This is a genomic window from Texcoconibacillus texcoconensis (genome assembly GCF_014202575.1).
Classification (GTDB): Bacteria; Bacillota; Bacilli; order Bacillales; family Salisediminibacteriaceae; genus Texcoconibacillus; species Texcoconibacillus texcoconensis.
Window position 1 is genome coordinate 1 of record NZ_JACHHB010000016.1, and the last position, 16,138, is coordinate 16,138.

The 16,138-nt window shown below is 38.0% G+C and carries 17 protein-coding genes and 1 pseudogene; 7 read left to right on the forward strand and 11 right to left on the reverse strand.

Going from position 1 to position 16,138, the window contains the following annotated elements; translation table 11 throughout:
* Positions 1 to 90: 90 nt before the first annotated feature.
* From HNQ41_RS16945 to HNQ41_RS14315, 3 genes are all read right to left on the reverse strand, one after another.
* Positions 91 to 363, reverse strand: coding sequence for a TIGR04104 family putative zinc finger protein (locus HNQ41_RS16945; protein ID WP_184665121.1), 273 nt, complete (start codon positions 361 to 363; stop codon positions 91 to 93).
* A gap of 31 nt (positions 364 to 394) precedes the next feature.
* Entirely contained in the window at positions 395 to 1,219 is an 825-nt protein-coding gene (locus HNQ41_RS14310) for a hypothetical protein (protein ID WP_184665122.1), read from the reverse strand.
* Between the two features lie 511 nt (positions 1,220 to 1,730).
* Positions 1,731 to 1,871, reverse strand: coding sequence for a hypothetical protein (locus HNQ41_RS14315; RefSeq protein ID WP_184665123.1), 141 nt, complete (start codon positions 1,869 to 1,871; stop codon positions 1,731 to 1,733).
* 126 nt (positions 1,872 to 1,997) lie between these two features.
* On the opposite strand from HNQ41_RS14315, the pseudogene HNQ41_RS14320 reads away from it, so the two are divergent.
* Positions 1,998 to 2,270: pseudogene (locus HNQ41_RS14320) on the forward strand (IS3 family transposase); the annotation flags it as partial.
* Positions 2,271 to 2,698: 428 nt separating this feature from the next.
* Here HNQ41_RS14320 and HNQ41_RS14325 read toward each other — a convergent pair.
* Both HNQ41_RS14325 and HNQ41_RS14330 read right to left on the reverse strand, forming a co-directional pair.
* Positions 2,699 to 3,160: a hypothetical protein gene (locus HNQ41_RS14325; protein ID WP_184665125.1), complete on the reverse strand. Its 462-nt coding sequence runs from the start codon at positions 3,158 to 3,160 to the stop codon at positions 2,699 to 2,701.
* Between the two features lie 84 nt (positions 3,161 to 3,244).
* Complete coding sequence (locus HNQ41_RS14330; protein WP_184665126.1) at positions 3,245 to 3,385, reverse strand: hypothetical protein; 141 nt, start codon at positions 3,383 to 3,385, stop codon at positions 3,245 to 3,247.
* 131 nt (positions 3,386 to 3,516) lie between these two features.
* Here HNQ41_RS14330 and HNQ41_RS14335 point away from each other — a divergent pair, with 131 nt between their 5' ends.
* Positions 3,517 to 4,428: a helix-turn-helix domain-containing protein gene (locus tag HNQ41_RS14335; RefSeq protein ID WP_184665127.1), complete on the forward strand. Its 912-nt coding sequence runs from the start codon at positions 3,517 to 3,519 to the stop codon at positions 4,426 to 4,428.
* Between the two features lie 68 nt (positions 4,429 to 4,496).
* Here HNQ41_RS14335 and rd read toward each other — a convergent pair whose 3' ends face one another.
* The 3 genes from rd to HNQ41_RS14350 are packed head-to-tail and all read right to left on the reverse strand — an operon-like array spanning position 4,497 to position 7,160.
* Positions 4,497 to 4,664 carry a rubredoxin gene (gene rd, locus HNQ41_RS14340; RefSeq protein ID WP_184665128.1) on the reverse strand — a complete coding sequence of 56 codons (168 nt, stop codon included), beginning with the start codon at positions 4,662 to 4,664 and terminating at the stop codon, positions 4,497 to 4,499.
* A 17-nt stretch (positions 4,665 to 4,681) separates the two neighbouring features.
* On the reverse strand, positions 4,682 to 5,920 hold the full coding sequence (locus tag HNQ41_RS14345; protein WP_184665129.1) for an NAD(P)/FAD-dependent oxidoreductase: 1,239 nt from the start codon (positions 5,918 to 5,920) through the stop codon (positions 4,682 to 4,684).
* 10 nt (positions 5,921 to 5,930) lie between these two features.
* Positions 5,931 to 7,160, reverse strand: coding sequence for an FprA family A-type flavoprotein (locus tag HNQ41_RS14350; RefSeq protein WP_184665130.1), 1,230 nt, complete (start codon positions 7,158 to 7,160; stop codon positions 5,931 to 5,933).
* A 181-nt stretch (positions 7,161 to 7,341) separates the two neighbouring features.
* Between HNQ41_RS14350 and HNQ41_RS14355 the strand changes: the two genes are divergently transcribed.
* The 3 genes from HNQ41_RS14355 to HNQ41_RS14365 all read left to right on the forward strand — a co-directional run bounded on the left by HNQ41_RS14355 (position 7,342) and on the right by HNQ41_RS14365 (position 8,964).
* Positions 7,342 to 8,439 (forward strand): SDR family oxidoreductase, encoded by a 1,098-nt coding sequence (locus HNQ41_RS14355; RefSeq protein ID WP_184665131.1) that lies wholly within the window; start codon positions 7,342 to 7,344, stop codon positions 8,437 to 8,439.
* A 126-nt stretch (positions 8,440 to 8,565) separates the two neighbouring features.
* A complete protein-coding gene (locus HNQ41_RS14360) occupies positions 8,566 to 8,751 on the forward strand; it encodes an H-type small acid-soluble spore protein (protein WP_184665132.1) in 186 nt (61 codons plus the stop codon).
* An 18-nt stretch (positions 8,752 to 8,769) separates the two neighbouring features.
* Positions 8,770 to 8,964 (forward strand): H-type small acid-soluble spore protein, encoded by a 195-nt coding sequence (locus tag HNQ41_RS14365; RefSeq protein ID WP_184665133.1) that lies wholly within the window; start codon positions 8,770 to 8,772, stop codon positions 8,962 to 8,964.
* Positions 8,965 to 9,014: 50 nt separating this feature from the next.
* Here the strand turns inward: HNQ41_RS14365 and HNQ41_RS14370 are convergent, their stop codons facing one another.
* Together HNQ41_RS14370 and HNQ41_RS14375 are read right to left on the reverse strand one after the other, a co-directional pair.
* Entirely contained in the window at positions 9,015 to 9,272 is a 258-nt protein-coding gene (locus HNQ41_RS14370; RefSeq protein WP_221301958.1) for an SHOCT domain-containing protein, read from the reverse strand.
* An 88-nt stretch (positions 9,273 to 9,360) separates the two neighbouring features.
* A complete protein-coding gene (locus tag HNQ41_RS14375; RefSeq protein WP_184665134.1) occupies positions 9,361 to 9,648 on the reverse strand; it encodes a hypothetical protein in 288 nt (95 codons plus the stop codon).
* Positions 9,649 to 9,807: 159 nt separating this feature from the next.
* On the opposite strand from HNQ41_RS14375, the gene HNQ41_RS14380 reads away from it, so the two are divergent.
* Positions 9,808 to 10,521 (forward strand): response regulator transcription factor, encoded by a 714-nt coding sequence (locus HNQ41_RS14380; RefSeq protein ID WP_184665135.1) that lies wholly within the window; start codon positions 9,808 to 9,810, stop codon positions 10,519 to 10,521.
* Positions 10,499 to 11,884 (forward strand): sensor histidine kinase, encoded by a 1,386-nt coding sequence (locus HNQ41_RS14385; protein ID WP_184665136.1) that lies wholly within the window; start codon positions 10,499 to 10,501, stop codon positions 11,882 to 11,884. The genes HNQ41_RS14380 and HNQ41_RS14385 overlap by 23 nt, the downstream gene beginning before the upstream one ends.
* A 310-nt stretch (positions 11,885 to 12,194) precedes the next feature.
* On the opposite strand, the gene HNQ41_RS14390 is transcribed toward HNQ41_RS14385, so the two are convergent.
* Positions 12,195 to 16,100 carry a YhgE/Pip domain-containing protein gene (locus HNQ41_RS14390; RefSeq protein WP_184665137.1) on the reverse strand — a complete coding sequence of 1,302 codons (3,906 nt, stop codon included), beginning with the start codon at positions 16,098 to 16,100 and terminating at the stop codon, positions 12,195 to 12,197.
* Positions 16,101 to 16,138: the final 38 nt, after the last annotated feature.

The following is a 16,138-nucleotide window of genomic DNA, read 5'->3' on the forward strand; positions in this document are numbered from 1 at the left end:
ATAGTTACAGAATGAAGAATCGAACTTCCATTTTTAAGGAAGAAAGTGTTCAGAATTAATTAGCAAAAAGTGTTCATTTTTACTTGACGCTTACACCCCTATTGCAAAATCTAATAAAATATTGTTAAACGGAGCGATGTATACACTTACAATTAATAATGGAAAGACAGTTATACATACAAACATAATTCTACCTGAAATTGTTAGTATGTGCTTGGAGCCACACTTATTACATATTATTGGTTTGTTTGACCAATTCCAAAATGATTTAAAAAGTCGGTACCATGTAAACCTCATGTTACAATATTCACATTTCTGCAATAATCCTTTCCCTCCAGCTTTCGTTCTTTTTAAACTCTTCAATTAAATAGATACCTTTATTGCTTTAAATTATTTATAGGTTATCAATAACTACATTGTAGATACCCATGTCGAGCATTTCTTGGTTAGACATGGAATCGTCACCATACTCAGTTGGGTTAACATAATATGTATTACCTAAATCATCTTCAGCCTCGGTATCTACTATGCCGTGTTCTACTTCAAGACCCAATTCGCCTTGAGAAGTAACACTGTATGTCGTGTTACGGTCACGAGTTCTAACTGTCCCTTCAAATGGAGATAGAATTATATCATTAGCAAATTCAGTTCCAAATGCAGCCAGGACAGCAGGTAAAGCACCACCTGTTTTGTAACCAGCAAGAGCACCTGCAATAGTTACTAACGCATCCCCAGCTTGGTAAGCGAATGTATAAGAGGTACCATAAGATGTAGTTTCATCAAGATAAAGATATCCAGTTTCTCCCCACTCATTACTGTAATGAGTGTCAATATGTGTCCCGTATTGCATAGTGGTAAACTCTTCCTCAACATTAGCTGTACCCTCATTGACTTCAATTAAGTCTTCTAAATGATATTCTTCTACATCTCCATCAGCATACTCTGTTGTAAGTATATCAGTAGTTTTATCCAATGTACTCATGGCTAGGAGTTCTCCCTTATAATCATAATGAGAAGTAATAAACTTGCCACCTTCATCCTCAATCTCTATAGTTGATCCATCATCAAAAGATAATTCATCATTATCATTACTTTTTACCTCATCACTGTTATTAAATTCTTCAATTGTTTTGTCATTTTTTTCAGATGCTGCGACCGGGGAGATAGCCCCTCCTGCGAATAAAAGAGACACCGACATTATAATAAATGCTTTTTTCATGTTAATATACTCCTTCCAATATTAGAACCCTTGAGTCCAAGGGGCTAAGATTTATAAAATTCATTCAATTCATGACAACACACAACATGTTTAAACACAGATCATTATATATTTATAAGATAGACGCCCCCCCCTCATTTTTATTTCCATTATGATAATGTTGAGGAGTAGTATATTTTATATTATTGATACGCCCCCCTTATTTCCTTCAATTCTTCCTCACTTATTCATTCAACCTTTTCTTTATCACTTTTACAGAAAACCTTTTCTTATAGCCCTCAACTTCTTTAATACCTAATTCGTTCTGTTCATCAGCAAATGTAACAAAATGTCTCTACTTCTAAGTATGAAACGTTTTTTTCATTTGAAGGTTGGTCATAGTTGCTAGCTCCAACTGTCATCGGAGTTATTACGGTTGAAGATAGAACTAAAGCTGATAAAAGTAGTTTTGATGTTTTCATGTTTTAGATTCATTTACATTAAAAGTTATTATGATTGATAAAAAGGTGAATTATCCCTCATAAGGTAAATCCATTTCAATTTCAGCATTTTTATCAGTTTTTTCTACTGATTCATCAGCAGAAGCAACAGCACCATAACTCGACACTGCAATCAATGAAATCATTAAAACTGTAAACAATGTCTTCTTCATTTGATCCCCTTGTTGTCTTTTCTTGCCTATATGTAATTTTAGTGACAATATGTAATAAATGGAACAAAATATAAATAGATTTATATATTTATCAAATTTTGCTGATATCATATCTATATACGGCGGGTTCACTATACTCATCCAGAGTTCCAGAACAGAGTGAAAAAATTAGGGGTATGTCAGTCTATGTCAAGAAAGGGAAATTGTTGGGATAACTCACCAATGGAATCATTCTTTGGACATTTCAAAGATATGGTCGATCACAAAGCATGCCAGAACTTTATACAATTAAGACAAGAAGTAGATGACTACAGGGAAGAATATAATGGTCATCGTTACCAGTGGGGATTAAAGAAAATGACCCCGGCTCAATACCGAAGTCATTTACTAGCTGCATAGGTCTCTTTTATAACTGTCCATTTTATAGGTTACAGTTCAAATCTAATATTTTGGTTCTTTTTATGTATTATCATCACTTTATCTAATGCTTATGTTAATCATTAAATCACTCGGGACTTATGTATCGGGACTTTCATTTTAATACAGCTGTATAGTGCAAAATAATATTGGCTGGTCCCTCCGCCTCCTGTAATCTATTCAGAAATCTTTTGAGCTATAATGAGTGATACTACAAACATCATAAAAACTAATAAACCGTTAATAAACATTCTCGGACCTGATGTGTAGGAAGCCCAAAATAAAGGAATATATTCCAATACTAGATGAGTGATAAAATAAAAGAAAATAATAGTAATCATAAGGGTTCCGTAAAAAATCACATTTTTTCTCATGAAAAATCTCCTCGTTATTCTTTATTAATATAAAGTTTATTTATAAACATCTAATTTTAGTTCGTAGAAATATGCTTCATCATTTATTTCAAAATACATGTAATAGATTATTCCATTTGTTTTAATGAATTCAGTTTCTTCTTCTGAAAGGCTATCATATGATTTTACAATATCCAATTGAGTGTGTTCAATAGATTGTCCAGGGTTTATTATTCCCATTACGGGTTGAGAAGTTTCCGTAGAACTAAGATAGTAACTTTCTAATTCTCTAGGAGCTTTAATTAAGAACTGAACCGAGATTTCTTCTTTAGATACATTTTTAACGTTAAAAACGTAAGATAGTTTATCTTGTAATTCATCATAGCTTTCTAAGCTTTGATTATATACATCAATTTCTACAAACTTATCTAAGGGGGGTTCTTCCATTTCCCTTAAAGCTGCTATTTCTTTTTCAAGTTTATTACCCTCTATTGTTAACTCGGGGACATCTTCAACCAACATAGGACTTTCTATGTTATCTGGAGTTCTTTAAAGGTCTACAATAGAACATCGCTAAATAAGTGCTTTTTACAATTGATCCCTTTATCCTTCATAGGGAAAATCGGAATTAATTTCAACGGTATCATCATACTGCTCAACTGATTCATCAGCAGAAGCAACAGCACCATAACTCGATACTGCAATCAATGAAATAATTAAAACTGTAAACAATGTCTTCTTCATTTGATCACCTCCTAGATTTCTGTTCTTGCCTATATGTAATTTTAGTGACAATATGTAATAAATGGAATGAAATATAAATAGATTTATATTTTTATCAAATTTTAGCGCTTTTTAACAGGAGGGGTTCATATATGGGGATCAAGGAACTTGGTCAAGCGATTTCAATGCAAAGGAAAAAATTAAAGATGACACAAGCGGAGTTAGCTGAAGGGATATGTACTCAACCTGCGCTAAGTTCAATAGAGAAAGGTGAAACTACCCCTACATTAGAAAATTTATTTTTTCTCTCTTTAAAGTTGGGTAATTCTCTAGATGATATCCTATTCTATTTAAACGAAAGTATTGACCCTACCCGTGTTAAGGGAGAAATCAATACCATAGAACGATCGTTGTCTAATCAGGAATACAAAATAATCCAAGAACTGGCAGATAAAGAAATTAAAGAATTAGAGGGAACAGGAGAAGTGTCATGGTATCTCCATTATTTGTTTTGGGCTAAATATCTCAGTGATTATAAGTTAAATATTATTGGTTATCAAAAAGCTATCGATTTATGTAAATCTTTACTTGCTGAGGAATATTCCATTATAAATAAAATGAACTCATTGTCTCTAAGAATATTAAATACAATTGCCTTTATTCATGCGGAAAATAATAATTACGACATGTCTTTAATGTACTTTGAAAAGGCATTACATGCTACAGATCATTTGGAGATGAAACATTCAATGCTATCTCCTGAGCTTTTTCGTGTAAAGATGCTCTATAATAAAGCAAAAACCCAATACGATCTTGGTTTATATGATGAATCCATAATGACAATTCAAACTGGAATCCGAGAGTCAAAACAAAAGGAAAGCATGTCATTACTGGGTAACTTTTATTACTATTTAGGGCAATGTTATGAAAAGCAAGAAAAAGAATATCAAGAAATTGCAGATGCATATATTAAAGCAAAACATATTTTAGAGATTTTAGATCGAAAAAAGTATTTAAAGATTCTTAATGATTTGAAGTACAAATACATAAAAAGCGGTACTTAAAAAGCACTGATCACAAAATAATCAGTGCCTTTTCTGTCGGGAGTAGATATTTTTTTAACGATTTACGCTTACTCTTCATCTACAGGAGCAAATTCTTCTTTTCCTTCACCGCAAACTGGGCATTCCCAGTCTTCTGGCAAGTCTTCAAAAGATGTACCTGGTTCAATATCTTCTTCTGGGTCTCCAAATGCTGGATCGTAAATGTAACCACATGGTTTGCAAATATATTTTTTCATCATTGATTCCTCCTCATTTATATAGAAACGACTTGTTGATTTTGTTTTTCTTTCACTGCATTCATTACTTCTTGCACGTTTGCCGTGGTAACATCGATGTCTGCTAATGACACTTCTTGTTCAATCGCTGATTTATAGACCATAGACTGGGCAACGCCTTCAAGCGAGATGACACCAATAATCGACTGGTCTTTGATAAATAATGTTGTATACGTGCCGTCTTCACGGTTTTCTTTGATCGTCTTGTCAACTTGCGACTCGTCAACATTACCAATAGAGAATAACTCTGTATCAAAGGCATTGAAGATCGTCATGATGGTTGCCTTTTCATAATTTGTTTGTTTACCGGCCATGTACTGTCCTGCGACTTTCCCTTCATCCATCGCTGTGTTCCATAACCCATCTACGACACTGTTTAGTTCTGCAACGTCACCAGCTGCAAAGATATCTGGATCATTTGTTTGCATTTGTTCATTGACGACGACACCACGGTTCGTCTTAATTGATGACCCTTTTAGTAATTGGATATTCGGTATCACACCAATTGAGTAAATGACACTTTCACAGGTGATGATCTCTCCACCGTTTACTTGAACACCCGCCACTTCTCCGTTTTCTTCCACGATTCGGTCGATCGCCGTATTGACGTAAACACTGACACCGGCCGTTTCCACTTTTTCTTTCACAAGCTGTGATGTTTGCTCATCTAATTGACGAGCCATAAGCCGCGGTGCTAATTCAATGATCGTTACGCGTTTTCCTTCTTGCTGCAAAGACCATGCTGTTTCTAAACCTTGGATACCCCCACCGATAACAACGACATCGGTTTTGTTTTCCATATATGCTTTAAAGTCCTCAGCATCTTGTTTATCACGGATCGCAAACACCCCAGGTAGATCAACGCCATCTACAGGTAAGGGGCGGTTGTTTGCTCCTGTACAAAGCAATAGCTTATCGTAACTAACTTCATCGCCTTCGGAAGTCGTCACATATTGCTCTGTTGTATTGATCGCTTCAATTTTTACGCTTGTATGCACTTGAATCTCGTTTTTGGCATACCATTTTTCCTTTTTAATCAACACTTTTTCGCTCGCTAAATCAGAGTATAGTGCTTTTGACAGCTTGATTCGTTTATACGGTAATGACGGCTCAGCACTAAATATTTGAATGATTCCTTTTTTATCTTCATCACGAATAGCTTTTGCGGCATTCACCGCTGCCGGGCCAGACCCGACAATGACATAACTTTGCATCAAAAACCCACCTTTACACGCTTAATAGTTGTTCAGCGACAAATGTAGCGGAATGGTCAACTTTTTCACGTTGCTCATCATCAAGGGAAAAGCGTACGCGGATTGGAAACTCAACGTGTGTCATCCCTGTTGTCTTAATGACTTGCGACGTGCTTTGTACAGTCATATTCGTTTCATATAGGTAATCTTGAATGACTTCGATTGCTTCACCGCTCCAGCCATATGAACCAAATGAAGCAGCAATTTTTCCTTCTAAGTCCATCTCAGTAAGTGCTTTTAGAATATCTTCAAGATTTCCGATCATATCGGCATACTTTGTGGAACTACCGATAAATACGGCATCCGCTTGTTGAACACTTGCTAAAACCTCGTCGTGGTCAGCTTTATCAGTATTGAAGATCTCCGTTTCAATCCCGTCTTTCTCTAAGGTTGATTTTAGATATTCAGCCACTTTACGTGTGTTCTTACGAATGGTTGTAAAGATGATCGTTGCTTTTTTATTTTCTTGTGTGTTTGCGCTCATTTCTCCATAAAGATCAATGTACTTCTGTACGTTTTCACGCAAAATGTAACCGTGAGAAGGTGCGATCATTTGCACATCTAACTCTTCCAATGCATCCATCAGCGTCGCCACATATCGACGGTGTGGGTGGATGATCAGATTGTAGTAAGTGATAAAGTCCTCGGTAATGTCAATGGACGCTTCATCATTAAAGAACTCTTCATTTGCAACGTGCGTACTGAAGATGTCACATGGGAATAAAATTTTGTCCTCAATGCTGTACGTAATCATCGTTTCTTTTGTATGAAGATACGGTGTTTCTTTAAACTTCAATGTTTTTCCGCCAATGTCTAACGTATCGCCGTCATGAACAACGAGGAAGTTGCGCTGATGAAGTTTATACATTTCTTTTAGCTCATAAACAGCAGGTTCTGTACATACGATCGTTGCTTCAGGTGCACGTGCTGCTAAAGCTGCAAGTCCTCCAGAATGGTCAGGTTCAGTATGGTTAATAACGATATATTGAATCGTTTTTGGATCAATTTGTTGGCTTAAATTTTCGACGAACTCACGACCAAACGCAAAGTCGACCGTATCGATGATCGTTGGCTTTTCGGTTTTCAATAGGTACGCATTGTACGTCGTCCCTTTTGCTAAAATAAGACGGTGAAACGGCACCTCACGATTGTCGTTTTTCCCTACCCAATATACGTCTTCGGCAATTTTTACTTCTTGATTCATGTAGAAATCCTCCCTTATCTATTCGTTCAATGAAATTGATTGTTGTTCTCAACTGCTGTTAAGTCTACGGGATCTTTTAAAAAAACAAGAGGATTTGAATCACAGTTTGAAAAAAAGTTGTTCATGGCGATGAAAAAATGTATTGTAGGATGTAATGAACAGGTGAAAGGGGGAGGAGATCGTGGGAGATCATTATTTCATGACTGGTTTTCCTGGCTTTATTGCACGGGCAATAATGAAGAAGTGGATGCGCAACGACAAACATATTGATCGAGTAACGCTTCTAGTTGAACCTCACCTAGCAGAACTTGCTCAAAAAGAACTGAATGAGCTTGCAAATGAAGAACACAATTCATGTGAATGGTTTTCGATCGTTCATGGTGATATCACCGAAACGAACCTAGGTATCGATGCTGCGATCAATCAAGACATCCAACGTTCAGTTACCCATGTTATCCATCTCGCTGCCATTTATGATTTAGCTGTTTCTAAAGAACTCGCTTATCGGGTGAACGTTATCGGTACTGAGAAGGTCAATGAATGGGCGAAAACATTGCCGAACCTAAAGCGCTACATATACTTTAGTACAGCTTTCGTTTCTGGTAACCGGGAAGGGCGTATCTTTGAAAACGAGTTAGATAAGCATCAAGGTTTTAAAAATCATTATGAAGAGACGAAATTTGAAGCGGAAAAGCGCGTGCGGGAAGTGATGACTGATTTGCCTACGACGATTATTCGTCCGGGCATTGTCGTAGGAGATTCTAAAACAGGCGAAACATCGAAGTTTGACGGTCCGTATTTTATGCTCAATGTATTTGATCGGCTTCGCTCTCTCCCTTTCATACCATATATCGGTCTAGGGCGAGCAGAAGGGAACTTTGTTCCTGTCGATTATTTAGTTGATGCGACCACTTTTTTTATCCATGCGGATGTCGCGATCTCTAAAACGTACCATTTAACCGACCCATCACCATATAAAATGAAAGACGTTTATCACATGCTCATGAGATCCTACCTTGGCAAGAAGCCTTTTGGGATCGTCCCTGTTTTTTCTGTAAATGGAATTATGTCTTTCTCATCCATTCGCAGATGGCTCAATATTGAAAAGGAAGTTTTAGCTTATTTTTCATGTAAAGCGCAATTTGATTGTTCTCAAACGATTCAAGATTTACAAGGAAGCGGGATTTCTTGCCCTGATTTAGCTCATACGTTAGACACAATGGCAACATTTTACGAACAACATAAAGATGATGAAGATAAACAAATAAAGGTGAAATAAACATGAGGCAAATACGATCCGACATGATCGATTTGCCTTTTGTTATGTCATTGGTAAGTTTCGCCGCGTATAGACCGGTAAGAGCACGAGAAAATAAATGAAGAACATTGCAAAGGAGGTTTGGCAATGAATACACAGCGTGCTCAAGAAATTATCAATGCGCCTGTTATGATTAATGTCGAGTATCACGGGATTCCCGTTTACATTCAAGATGTAAATGAAGATGATGAAACCGTCACGATTTTCCCACTAGATGAAATGGACAATACACAAGAAGTCGACTTGACTGGTTTGGTGGAAGTTGGCCCATAGTGGAAAGGAGTTTTTCATATGAACCAGGAGCGTGCAGAGGAAATATCTCAATCAGCTGATACAAAAAATGTGACTTTTCAAGGGAAAAGAATCTATATCCAACATGTCGATCCTCATAGTAAAACGGCACGCGTGTTTGATTTAGACAATCCTGAACATGAATTTGACGTACAATTAACCGCTTTACAAGAACATGATTCACCAAACATGTAAGGATCCAGAAGTAAATAGGGCCTGACCATTGATCGTAACGGTCAGACCCTTTAACTTTTATAAACGGATTCACTTAAAACCTTTTTCTTTTGTTTAAATTCCTCTTCATCGATCTCTCCTCGAGCAAATCGCTCTTCTAAAATTTCCAAGCTCGCTTTACCTTTCTGATCATTAGCTTCATTTTTTTGGGACGGTTGTAAAACCGTTTTGAAAAGATAAATAACGAAATATATCACAGCGATAATGAATGCAACTTGCAGAAACATTCCAAAAATCCCTCCAAAACCGTACGTACCGCTCATCATCATTGGTCACCTCTTTTTGTTTCACATGAACAGAAGGAAAGGCTGTACCCTCAGAGGAACAGCCGCTAAAATCAAAACTCCTGTTTACAGGTTAAAATTGTTTTGCCCCAGGTCCTTTTCCTTGGCCTGGCCCTTGTCCTGGTCCTTCTCCTTGTCCCGGTCCAAAACCTCCGCCATGTCGCGGACGCTCACCTTCTCCATGACAATTATTATACATCGTTTCTAGATCTTCTTCAGACCAGTTTGGATGCATTTCCTCCATAAATGGCCTAAAGTCTTCAAAATTAGATGAGTCCTCACCACTATCACTTGCAAATACAGACGTACCAATCGTAAATACTAGTCCTAAAGATAATAAACCGGCAATTGCTTTTTTCATAAGATCATCTCCTTTTGTTGTTCTAACTTCATTTTAACGATGAGATATAATGAACTCATAAAGAAGATATGAAGAAAATGTGTGTTTTTTCATGACTGTAAGTTGGTATATTGGTCATATGATATAATGTCGAAAACAAATGATGGAGTGGATTCACTCATGGCTGTAAAAGTTTTTATTGTTGAAGATGAACCAATGATTATTGAAGTATTGAAAGCTTATCTTGAAAAATCAAATTACATTGTTGAATATAGCGAGAATGGAGCTGAGGGCTTACAGCGAATCAAAGAAAGCCAACCGGATTTTATCATCCTTGATTTAATGCTTCCTGATATGCCAGGGGAGGACATTTGTAAACAAATTCGCGAAACATCGGACATCCCGATCATGATGCTAACAGCAAAAACAGCTGAGGAAGATCGTATTGAAGGGATTGTCATCGGGGCAGACGATTACATCACTAAGCCATTTAGCCCTCGTGAAGTGATTGTTCGTATGGAGGCGATTCTACGCCGTACACAAACATTAAACAAACTTGATGTTTACTCGTTTAATCAAGGTGAATTGGCCATTGATTTTGCGAAACGCGAAGTACGTTCACGAGGAAACATTCTATCTATGACACCGATAGAATTTAACATTTTGAAAGCAATCGCGAAACATCCCGGTCGTGTGTTTAGTCGGGCAGATTTATTGCAAAAAGTTCAAGAAGACCATTTTTATGAAGGATATGAACGCAATATTGATGTTCATATTAAAAACTTACGAAAAAAGATCGAAAAGGATACAAAGCAGCCGCAGTTCGTTTTAACTGTCTTTGGAATGGGTTATAAGTTTGGAGGAACGCGTGATGTTTCGTACACTTCACAGTAAGTTACTGACATTCTTTTTGGCTCTTTCCTTAGGCGGTATTCTTCTTATTAGTATTGCCATTTTTTTTGGGTTTCAAGAAACATTTAATGATTACTTAACCGCTAACCGTGACGAGCAGATTGAACAAATATCTCAAGAGTTAAAATTTGAATTTCAATCAGAAGGTCGATTGAGTGGTCAGTCGATCCAAATGATGCTGAATCATTATGCTGTTCATGAACAACTCTTTTTTCGAGTATTTGACGCAAACGGACAAATGATTGTCGACTCTACTGAACAAGGAAATCATATGAACCACCGTATGATGGGTCGATCGAGGAATTCAGGTGAACAGGTAGATGTTGATTCAGATTTGTTTGATGAAAAGACTATGCCATTAACTGTAAACGGCGAAGAGGTCGGTACGTTAATTGCACATTATCCTGCTACATTTATGAGTACAGATGTAGAATTTCTAAAACAATTTAGCAAATATTTAATTGGTGCTGTCCTAATTATGACGATTCTTTCATTTATATTGAGCTTTGTTTTTTCAAAAAGGCTTAGTAGCGGACTAAAACAAATGAGTCAAGCCACAAGCGCTTTAAAACAGCAAGAACTAAATGTTCGCGTCCCTACTGAACATCACGTCAAAGAGCTCGAAGAATTATCAGAGGGGTTTAATGATTTGGTTGATTCTTTACAAACAGGTGACAAGCTGCGAAAACAGTTTACGAGTGACCTCGCTCATGAATTAAGAACACCGCTTGCAACATTACGAAGTCAACTAGAATCTTTTCAAGATGGCGTATTTGAGCCTACACCAGAACGGTTAAATCAGTGCCACCACGAATTGATGCGTCTTGTCCGTCTCGTCAATGAAATGGAAAAATTACACGCTGCGGAAAACCCACAAATCAAGCTAAATCTTGAATCAATAGACGCAAAAAAAGTTCTTCACGCCCTTTATAATCAGTTTTACACCACTTTTCAGGAAAAAGGGGTTCAGTTATCTATTAAAGAGCCTGAAGATGTCTTTTTTTCAGCTGATCGTGATCGATTCATGCAAATCATGACAAACTTATTAAATAATGCACTAAAATATACAGACCCCGGTGGAAGCGTGACGTTACACGTGGAACAAAACGAGGAGGGGACGCACCTCTCCGTCACCGATACTGGACGTGGGATGAATGAGGAAGAATTGACTTTCATTTATGAACGGTTTTATCGTGGCGAAAAATCGAGAAATCGGGAAACTGGTGGGCTAGGTATCGGGATGTCGATCGTGAAAGCATTAGTTGATGCGCACGGTGGTATGATTGATGTTAAAAGTGAAAAAGGTCGAGGCACTACGTTTACAGTTACATTTCGGACAGTTTGAGGTGAATAAGCTGTAGAACTGTCCGAATATACGCCGAGTTCGGACAAGTTCAGATGAATAATACCTAATTCTGTCCGAATATACGCGTCTTTCGGACAAGTTCGGATGAAAATAACCTAGTTCTGTCCGAATTCTCGCGTCTTTCGGACAAGTTTGGATGAATAATACCTAGTTCTGTCCGAACATAGGCCATTTTCGGACTAGTTCAATTCAACCCCCCTCTCGAACTGTCCGAATACAGAGAGTATCCGGACAATTGAAGAGGAAAGCGAGAAAATAAAAAAACATTATTTCAATAATTGCTTTATTATCATTCGACGAGTCGACTCGATTTTGATTTTTGGTACGTCTCTTCTATTCTCGCTGCAAGGATCGGCTTTAAAATGAAGCCGATTAAAATAAAAATGACCCAAAACACTAATAACATCAATAAACTCTTCCAAGCGAGTGACGGAATCACTCCACCTACCGCTTCCCTAAACAAATCAATTGCATAAGTAAACGGTAAATAAGGATGCATGTTTTGGAAAAACTCAGGCGCGACTTCAATCGGGAACATGCCGCCTCCGCCAGATAATTGGAGTACCAGCATCACGATAGCAAGGGCCTTCCCAATATTTCCGAGTATTGACGTCAATGTATAAACCATTGTCATGAAGATGACACCTATGACCACCGAGAACAAAATAAATAATATTGGATGGGCGGTATACGCTCCTAATAACGTTAAGTTTCCAATACTTACAACCAATCCTTGTAAAATCGCGACAATTAAAAACAAAATCATGCGTCCGAAATAAATATCACGTAAAGAATATCCTTCACGGGCATCATCGCCTTGAAGCTTCGTACTGATCAAGTTACATAACAAGAGCGCACCAACCCATAAGCTCAGTGTTGTATAGAAAGGTGCATTTGCCGATCCGTAATTCGGTATCGGAAACAATTTCGTTTCATCCAATTGAACTGGTTGAGCGAAAAAGTCACTCTCTTCATCGAGGTCATTCCGTAGAAGAGATATTAATTCATTCATTTGGTCATCTTCTTCTATTTCACGAATTTGGTCAGCTGCTGTACTAATGTTCTCTTCAAGATTCGGCAGTTTTTGCTTTGCAATATCTGATAAATCAGCAAATGCGTGTTCTATATCTGATAAATTTTCTTCCAAGAAATTTGCGATTTTTCGATATTCCTCTTCTACAGCTGGGAGATCATCACGAATGACATCAGCCATTTGGTAGACCATTTCTTCAAGGTTAGAAAAGTCACCGCGGATAAAATCCCCCATTTGTTCAAGTGCATTAAGCACTACTGGTAATTCTTGCTCAATATTTTCTGCTACCTCTTCAACTTGCTCTTCCCACTCAGGCATTTGTTGAGCGAGATCATCCAACGTTTCGTCTGCGGTACTTGCGATGTCTTCAGCATAGATTAGCACCTCTTCTAACACATCAACATATTCATGTGCTTCCTCTAAGGTGTCATCCGCTAAATCTAGACCATCACGAATTTCTAGAAACACTTCATCTATTAATTCTTCCGCTTCGTATTCGAGAAACCCATATAGTTGCTGAGCTTGTTGCCCCGCAGTTTCTAAGTCATTTCGGAATGAGTTGATTTGCTCACTTCCCGGGACCTCTCCCGATTCAAGATCTTCTGTTAACTCATCGATCGATGTTTCTAATGTTTCTAATGTAGAGAGCGTATCAGCGATTTGCTCATCGATTTCTGCTAAGTTAATGTCTTCTGTCACTTCATCTAGGACATCAAACAGTGCTTGAGTGTCTTCTAACATGGATAGTGGTCCATCTAATTGCTGACTTACATCTTGCAGTCGTTCGCCCGCATGCTCCCAAGTCTCCTCATCTTGGAGTAACTCATCGAGCTCAGCAATGGCCTGGTGAACAGAACCAAGCGAATCGATCAAGATATGAAGTAAGATGCCTAATACATCTTCTGTCCCCTCAAGGGCTCCGTCTATATTACCTGATTCCTTGCTAAATTCTGCGACAGCTTCCTTAGCTTCGCTTTGGTTCTTTTGGACACCCTTAATTTCTTCAGAATCTTGCTCTTCTTTACTCACAAGCTCATCGATATCCTGTTGAAGTTGCAACAACGTGTCTTTGACCGCTTTGTCGGAATTGGGATCATACTCATTTTCTTCTTCGGCATCTCCGTTTTCAACTGGTTCATCTGATCCTGTGTCTTCTTGGTCTTCATCGTTTTTAACAGTCTCTTCACTGTCTCCTTCTCTACCGTCCTCATTCTCAGCTGTCTCTTCCGCGTCCTCTTCTTCTACAGCATCTCCGTTCTCAATAACCTCTCCAGTATCCGATGCTTCTTCTATGACTTCTTCAGTTTCCAAACCGTCTTCCAGCTCAACATTTTCTAATGCTGCAGCTTCCGGGGTACCTTCACCTTCCCACATGTCAATCAAATCTGAAATTTGCTCATCTTCCGTTAGTTCGTATAGACGACGATACTGATCAATGACATCATCTACGGCAGCGATGTCTGACTCTAATGTATCACCATGTTCTTCTAACGATTGAACATATCCCTTCCATTGCTCTTCATTTTCCACACTTTCATATAAGTCTGAGAGTTCTTGGTCAATTTGATTGAGGGTGTCGTTTAATTGCTCAACCTGTTCATTTAAATCATCATTCATGTTTTCTTCCGCTTCAATGAGCGATTCTTCCAATTCCTCGATATAAGAAGAAATGGTTTCACTTTCACCTTCTAAATTAGCCAGGTAAATTAAAATCACTTCTTCATTTTCCTGCAAAAACGTATAGATCTGGTCGATTTCATTACTTACTTGTTGAAGTTGATCCTGGAGCTCATCCATTTCTTCAGGTATTTTCCCATTTTGAAGTTCATCGCCTAATTCGGTTAAATCATTTTGCAATTCTTGAATGGACACGATACTTTCACTTAGTTGCTCATCTAAATCCGTCACTGTTTCATCGACATCATGCTCATCTAACTGTTGAAAAACATCCTGTGAAAGACTTAAAAGCGCAATCGCTGTAGAAATATCTTCATTTAAACGCTGAAGCCGATCAGCAGCTTGTAGAAGATTCTCTTCATCTTCTAATTCGGCGAGGGCATCATCTATCGTCGAAATCGTTTCTTCAGCGAATTGTACATTCCAAGCTAACGAAGACAATAATGGCTCAATACCCTCTTCTGTTTCATCTAAAAATGTCCTTAAATCCGCGATATATTCCTCTACAACTTGAACGCGATTTTCAGCATCTGGAATCAATGATTTGGCCTCTTCAATCTTCAGAATCGCTGTCTGCGTACCTTCTTGTGATTCTTCAACCACTTCTGTTAATTCTGGAAAGCGTTCACTCATCTCGATCATTTCTTCTACAGCTTGTTCAATTTCTGGCGATGCTTCTTCTAAGTCAAGTATTCGCTCAGTTGCTGCCACAATCTCCGGCATACGCTCTTCTAACGCTAAAATCCGACTTGTTCCTTCATAAATGTCAGGGATCATTTCTTCAAGTGCTATAATATGCTCTGCGTTCTCTTCAATCTCTTCCCAACTGTCATCGATCTCAATAATTATGTCACCAAAATCACGAATTTGAGGAAAACGATCCTCCAACTCATAAACAATTTCTTTGGTTCTGCGAAACGTCGGTAGTTCTTCTTCCAAACGAATACCAAGTCGGTCAAACTCTTGAAACATCGCACTCGATGCTGCTTCAACAAATTGTTGATTGATTTGATCTGTAATCGCTGAAGCACCTGATTCCGTCATTTTAGGCGCAATCGAATTAATTTTTTCATTTACTTCGTACTGCACTTCAGCTGTAATTGGACTTCCTGAGACGACACTCGTGATATCTTCGGAAAAAGATTCTCCGATATATATACTCGCATAATAATCGCCATATTCGACACCTCGTTCAGCCTCTTCTTTACTAACAAATTGCCAACCGAGGTTATCGTCATTTTTTAAGTTATCCTCCAATTCCCCCCCGACATTTAATGTGTTACCGTTCAGTTCTGCCCCTGCATCCTCGTTGGCAATCGCTACACGAACACCTTCAGTATTGGAGTATGGATCCCAAGATGCACTTAAGTTAAACCACGCATATAAAGCAGGCAAAATCGCTAATCCAATTAATAAAACCCCTACGAGCGGAACGCGTTTTATATTTTGTAAGTCTTGTTGAAAGATACGCCAAATATTGCTCATCATTACCTCCTAGGTATAGGCTCGCACAAAAATGTCTA

Coding starts and splice junctions, on each gene's coding strand:
- HNQ41_RS14315 (WP_184665123.1), bottom strand. CDS start 1,871: ATGAAGAAGACATTGTTTACAGTTTTAATGATTTCATTGATTGCAGTG.
- HNQ41_RS14375 (WP_184665134.1), bottom strand. CDS start 9,648: ATGAAAAAAGCAATTGCCGGTTTATTATCTTTAGGACTAGTATTTACG.
- HNQ41_RS14365 (WP_184665133.1), top strand. CDS start 8,770: ATGAACCAGGAGCGTGCAGAGGAAATATCTCAATCAGCTGATACAAAA.
- HNQ41_RS14370 (WP_221301958.1), bottom strand. CDS start 9,272: ATGATGATGAGCGGTACGTACGGTTTTGGAGGGATTTTTGGAATGTTT.
- HNQ41_RS14310 (WP_184665122.1), bottom strand. CDS start 1,219: ATGAAAAAAGCATTTATTATAATGTCGGTGTCTCTTTTATTCGCAGGA.
- HNQ41_RS14390 (WP_184665137.1), bottom strand. CDS start 16,100: ATGAGCAATATTTGGCGTATCTTTCAACAAGACTTACAAAATATAAAA.
- HNQ41_RS14350 (WP_184665130.1), bottom strand. CDS start 7,160: ATGAATCAAGAAGTAAAAATTGCCGAAGACGTATATTGGGTAGGGAAA.
- HNQ41_RS14385 (WP_184665136.1), top strand. CDS start 10,499: ATGTTTCGTACACTTCACAGTAAGTTACTGACATTCTTTTTGGCTCTT.
- rd (WP_184665128.1), bottom strand. CDS start 4,664: ATGAAAAAATATATTTGCAAACCATGTGGTTACATTTACGATCCAGCA.
- HNQ41_RS14360 (WP_184665132.1), top strand. CDS start 8,566: ATGAATACACAGCGTGCTCAAGAAATTATCAATGCGCCTGTTATGATT.
- HNQ41_RS14335 (WP_184665127.1), top strand. CDS start 3,517: ATGGGGATCAAGGAACTTGGTCAAGCGATTTCAATGCAAAGGAAAAAA.
- HNQ41_RS14330 (WP_184665126.1), bottom strand. CDS start 3,385: ATGAAGAAGACATTGTTTACAGTTTTAATTATTTCATTGATTGCAGTA.
- HNQ41_RS14380 (WP_184665135.1), top strand. CDS start 9,808: ATGGCTGTAAAAGTTTTTATTGTTGAAGATGAACCAATGATTATTGAA.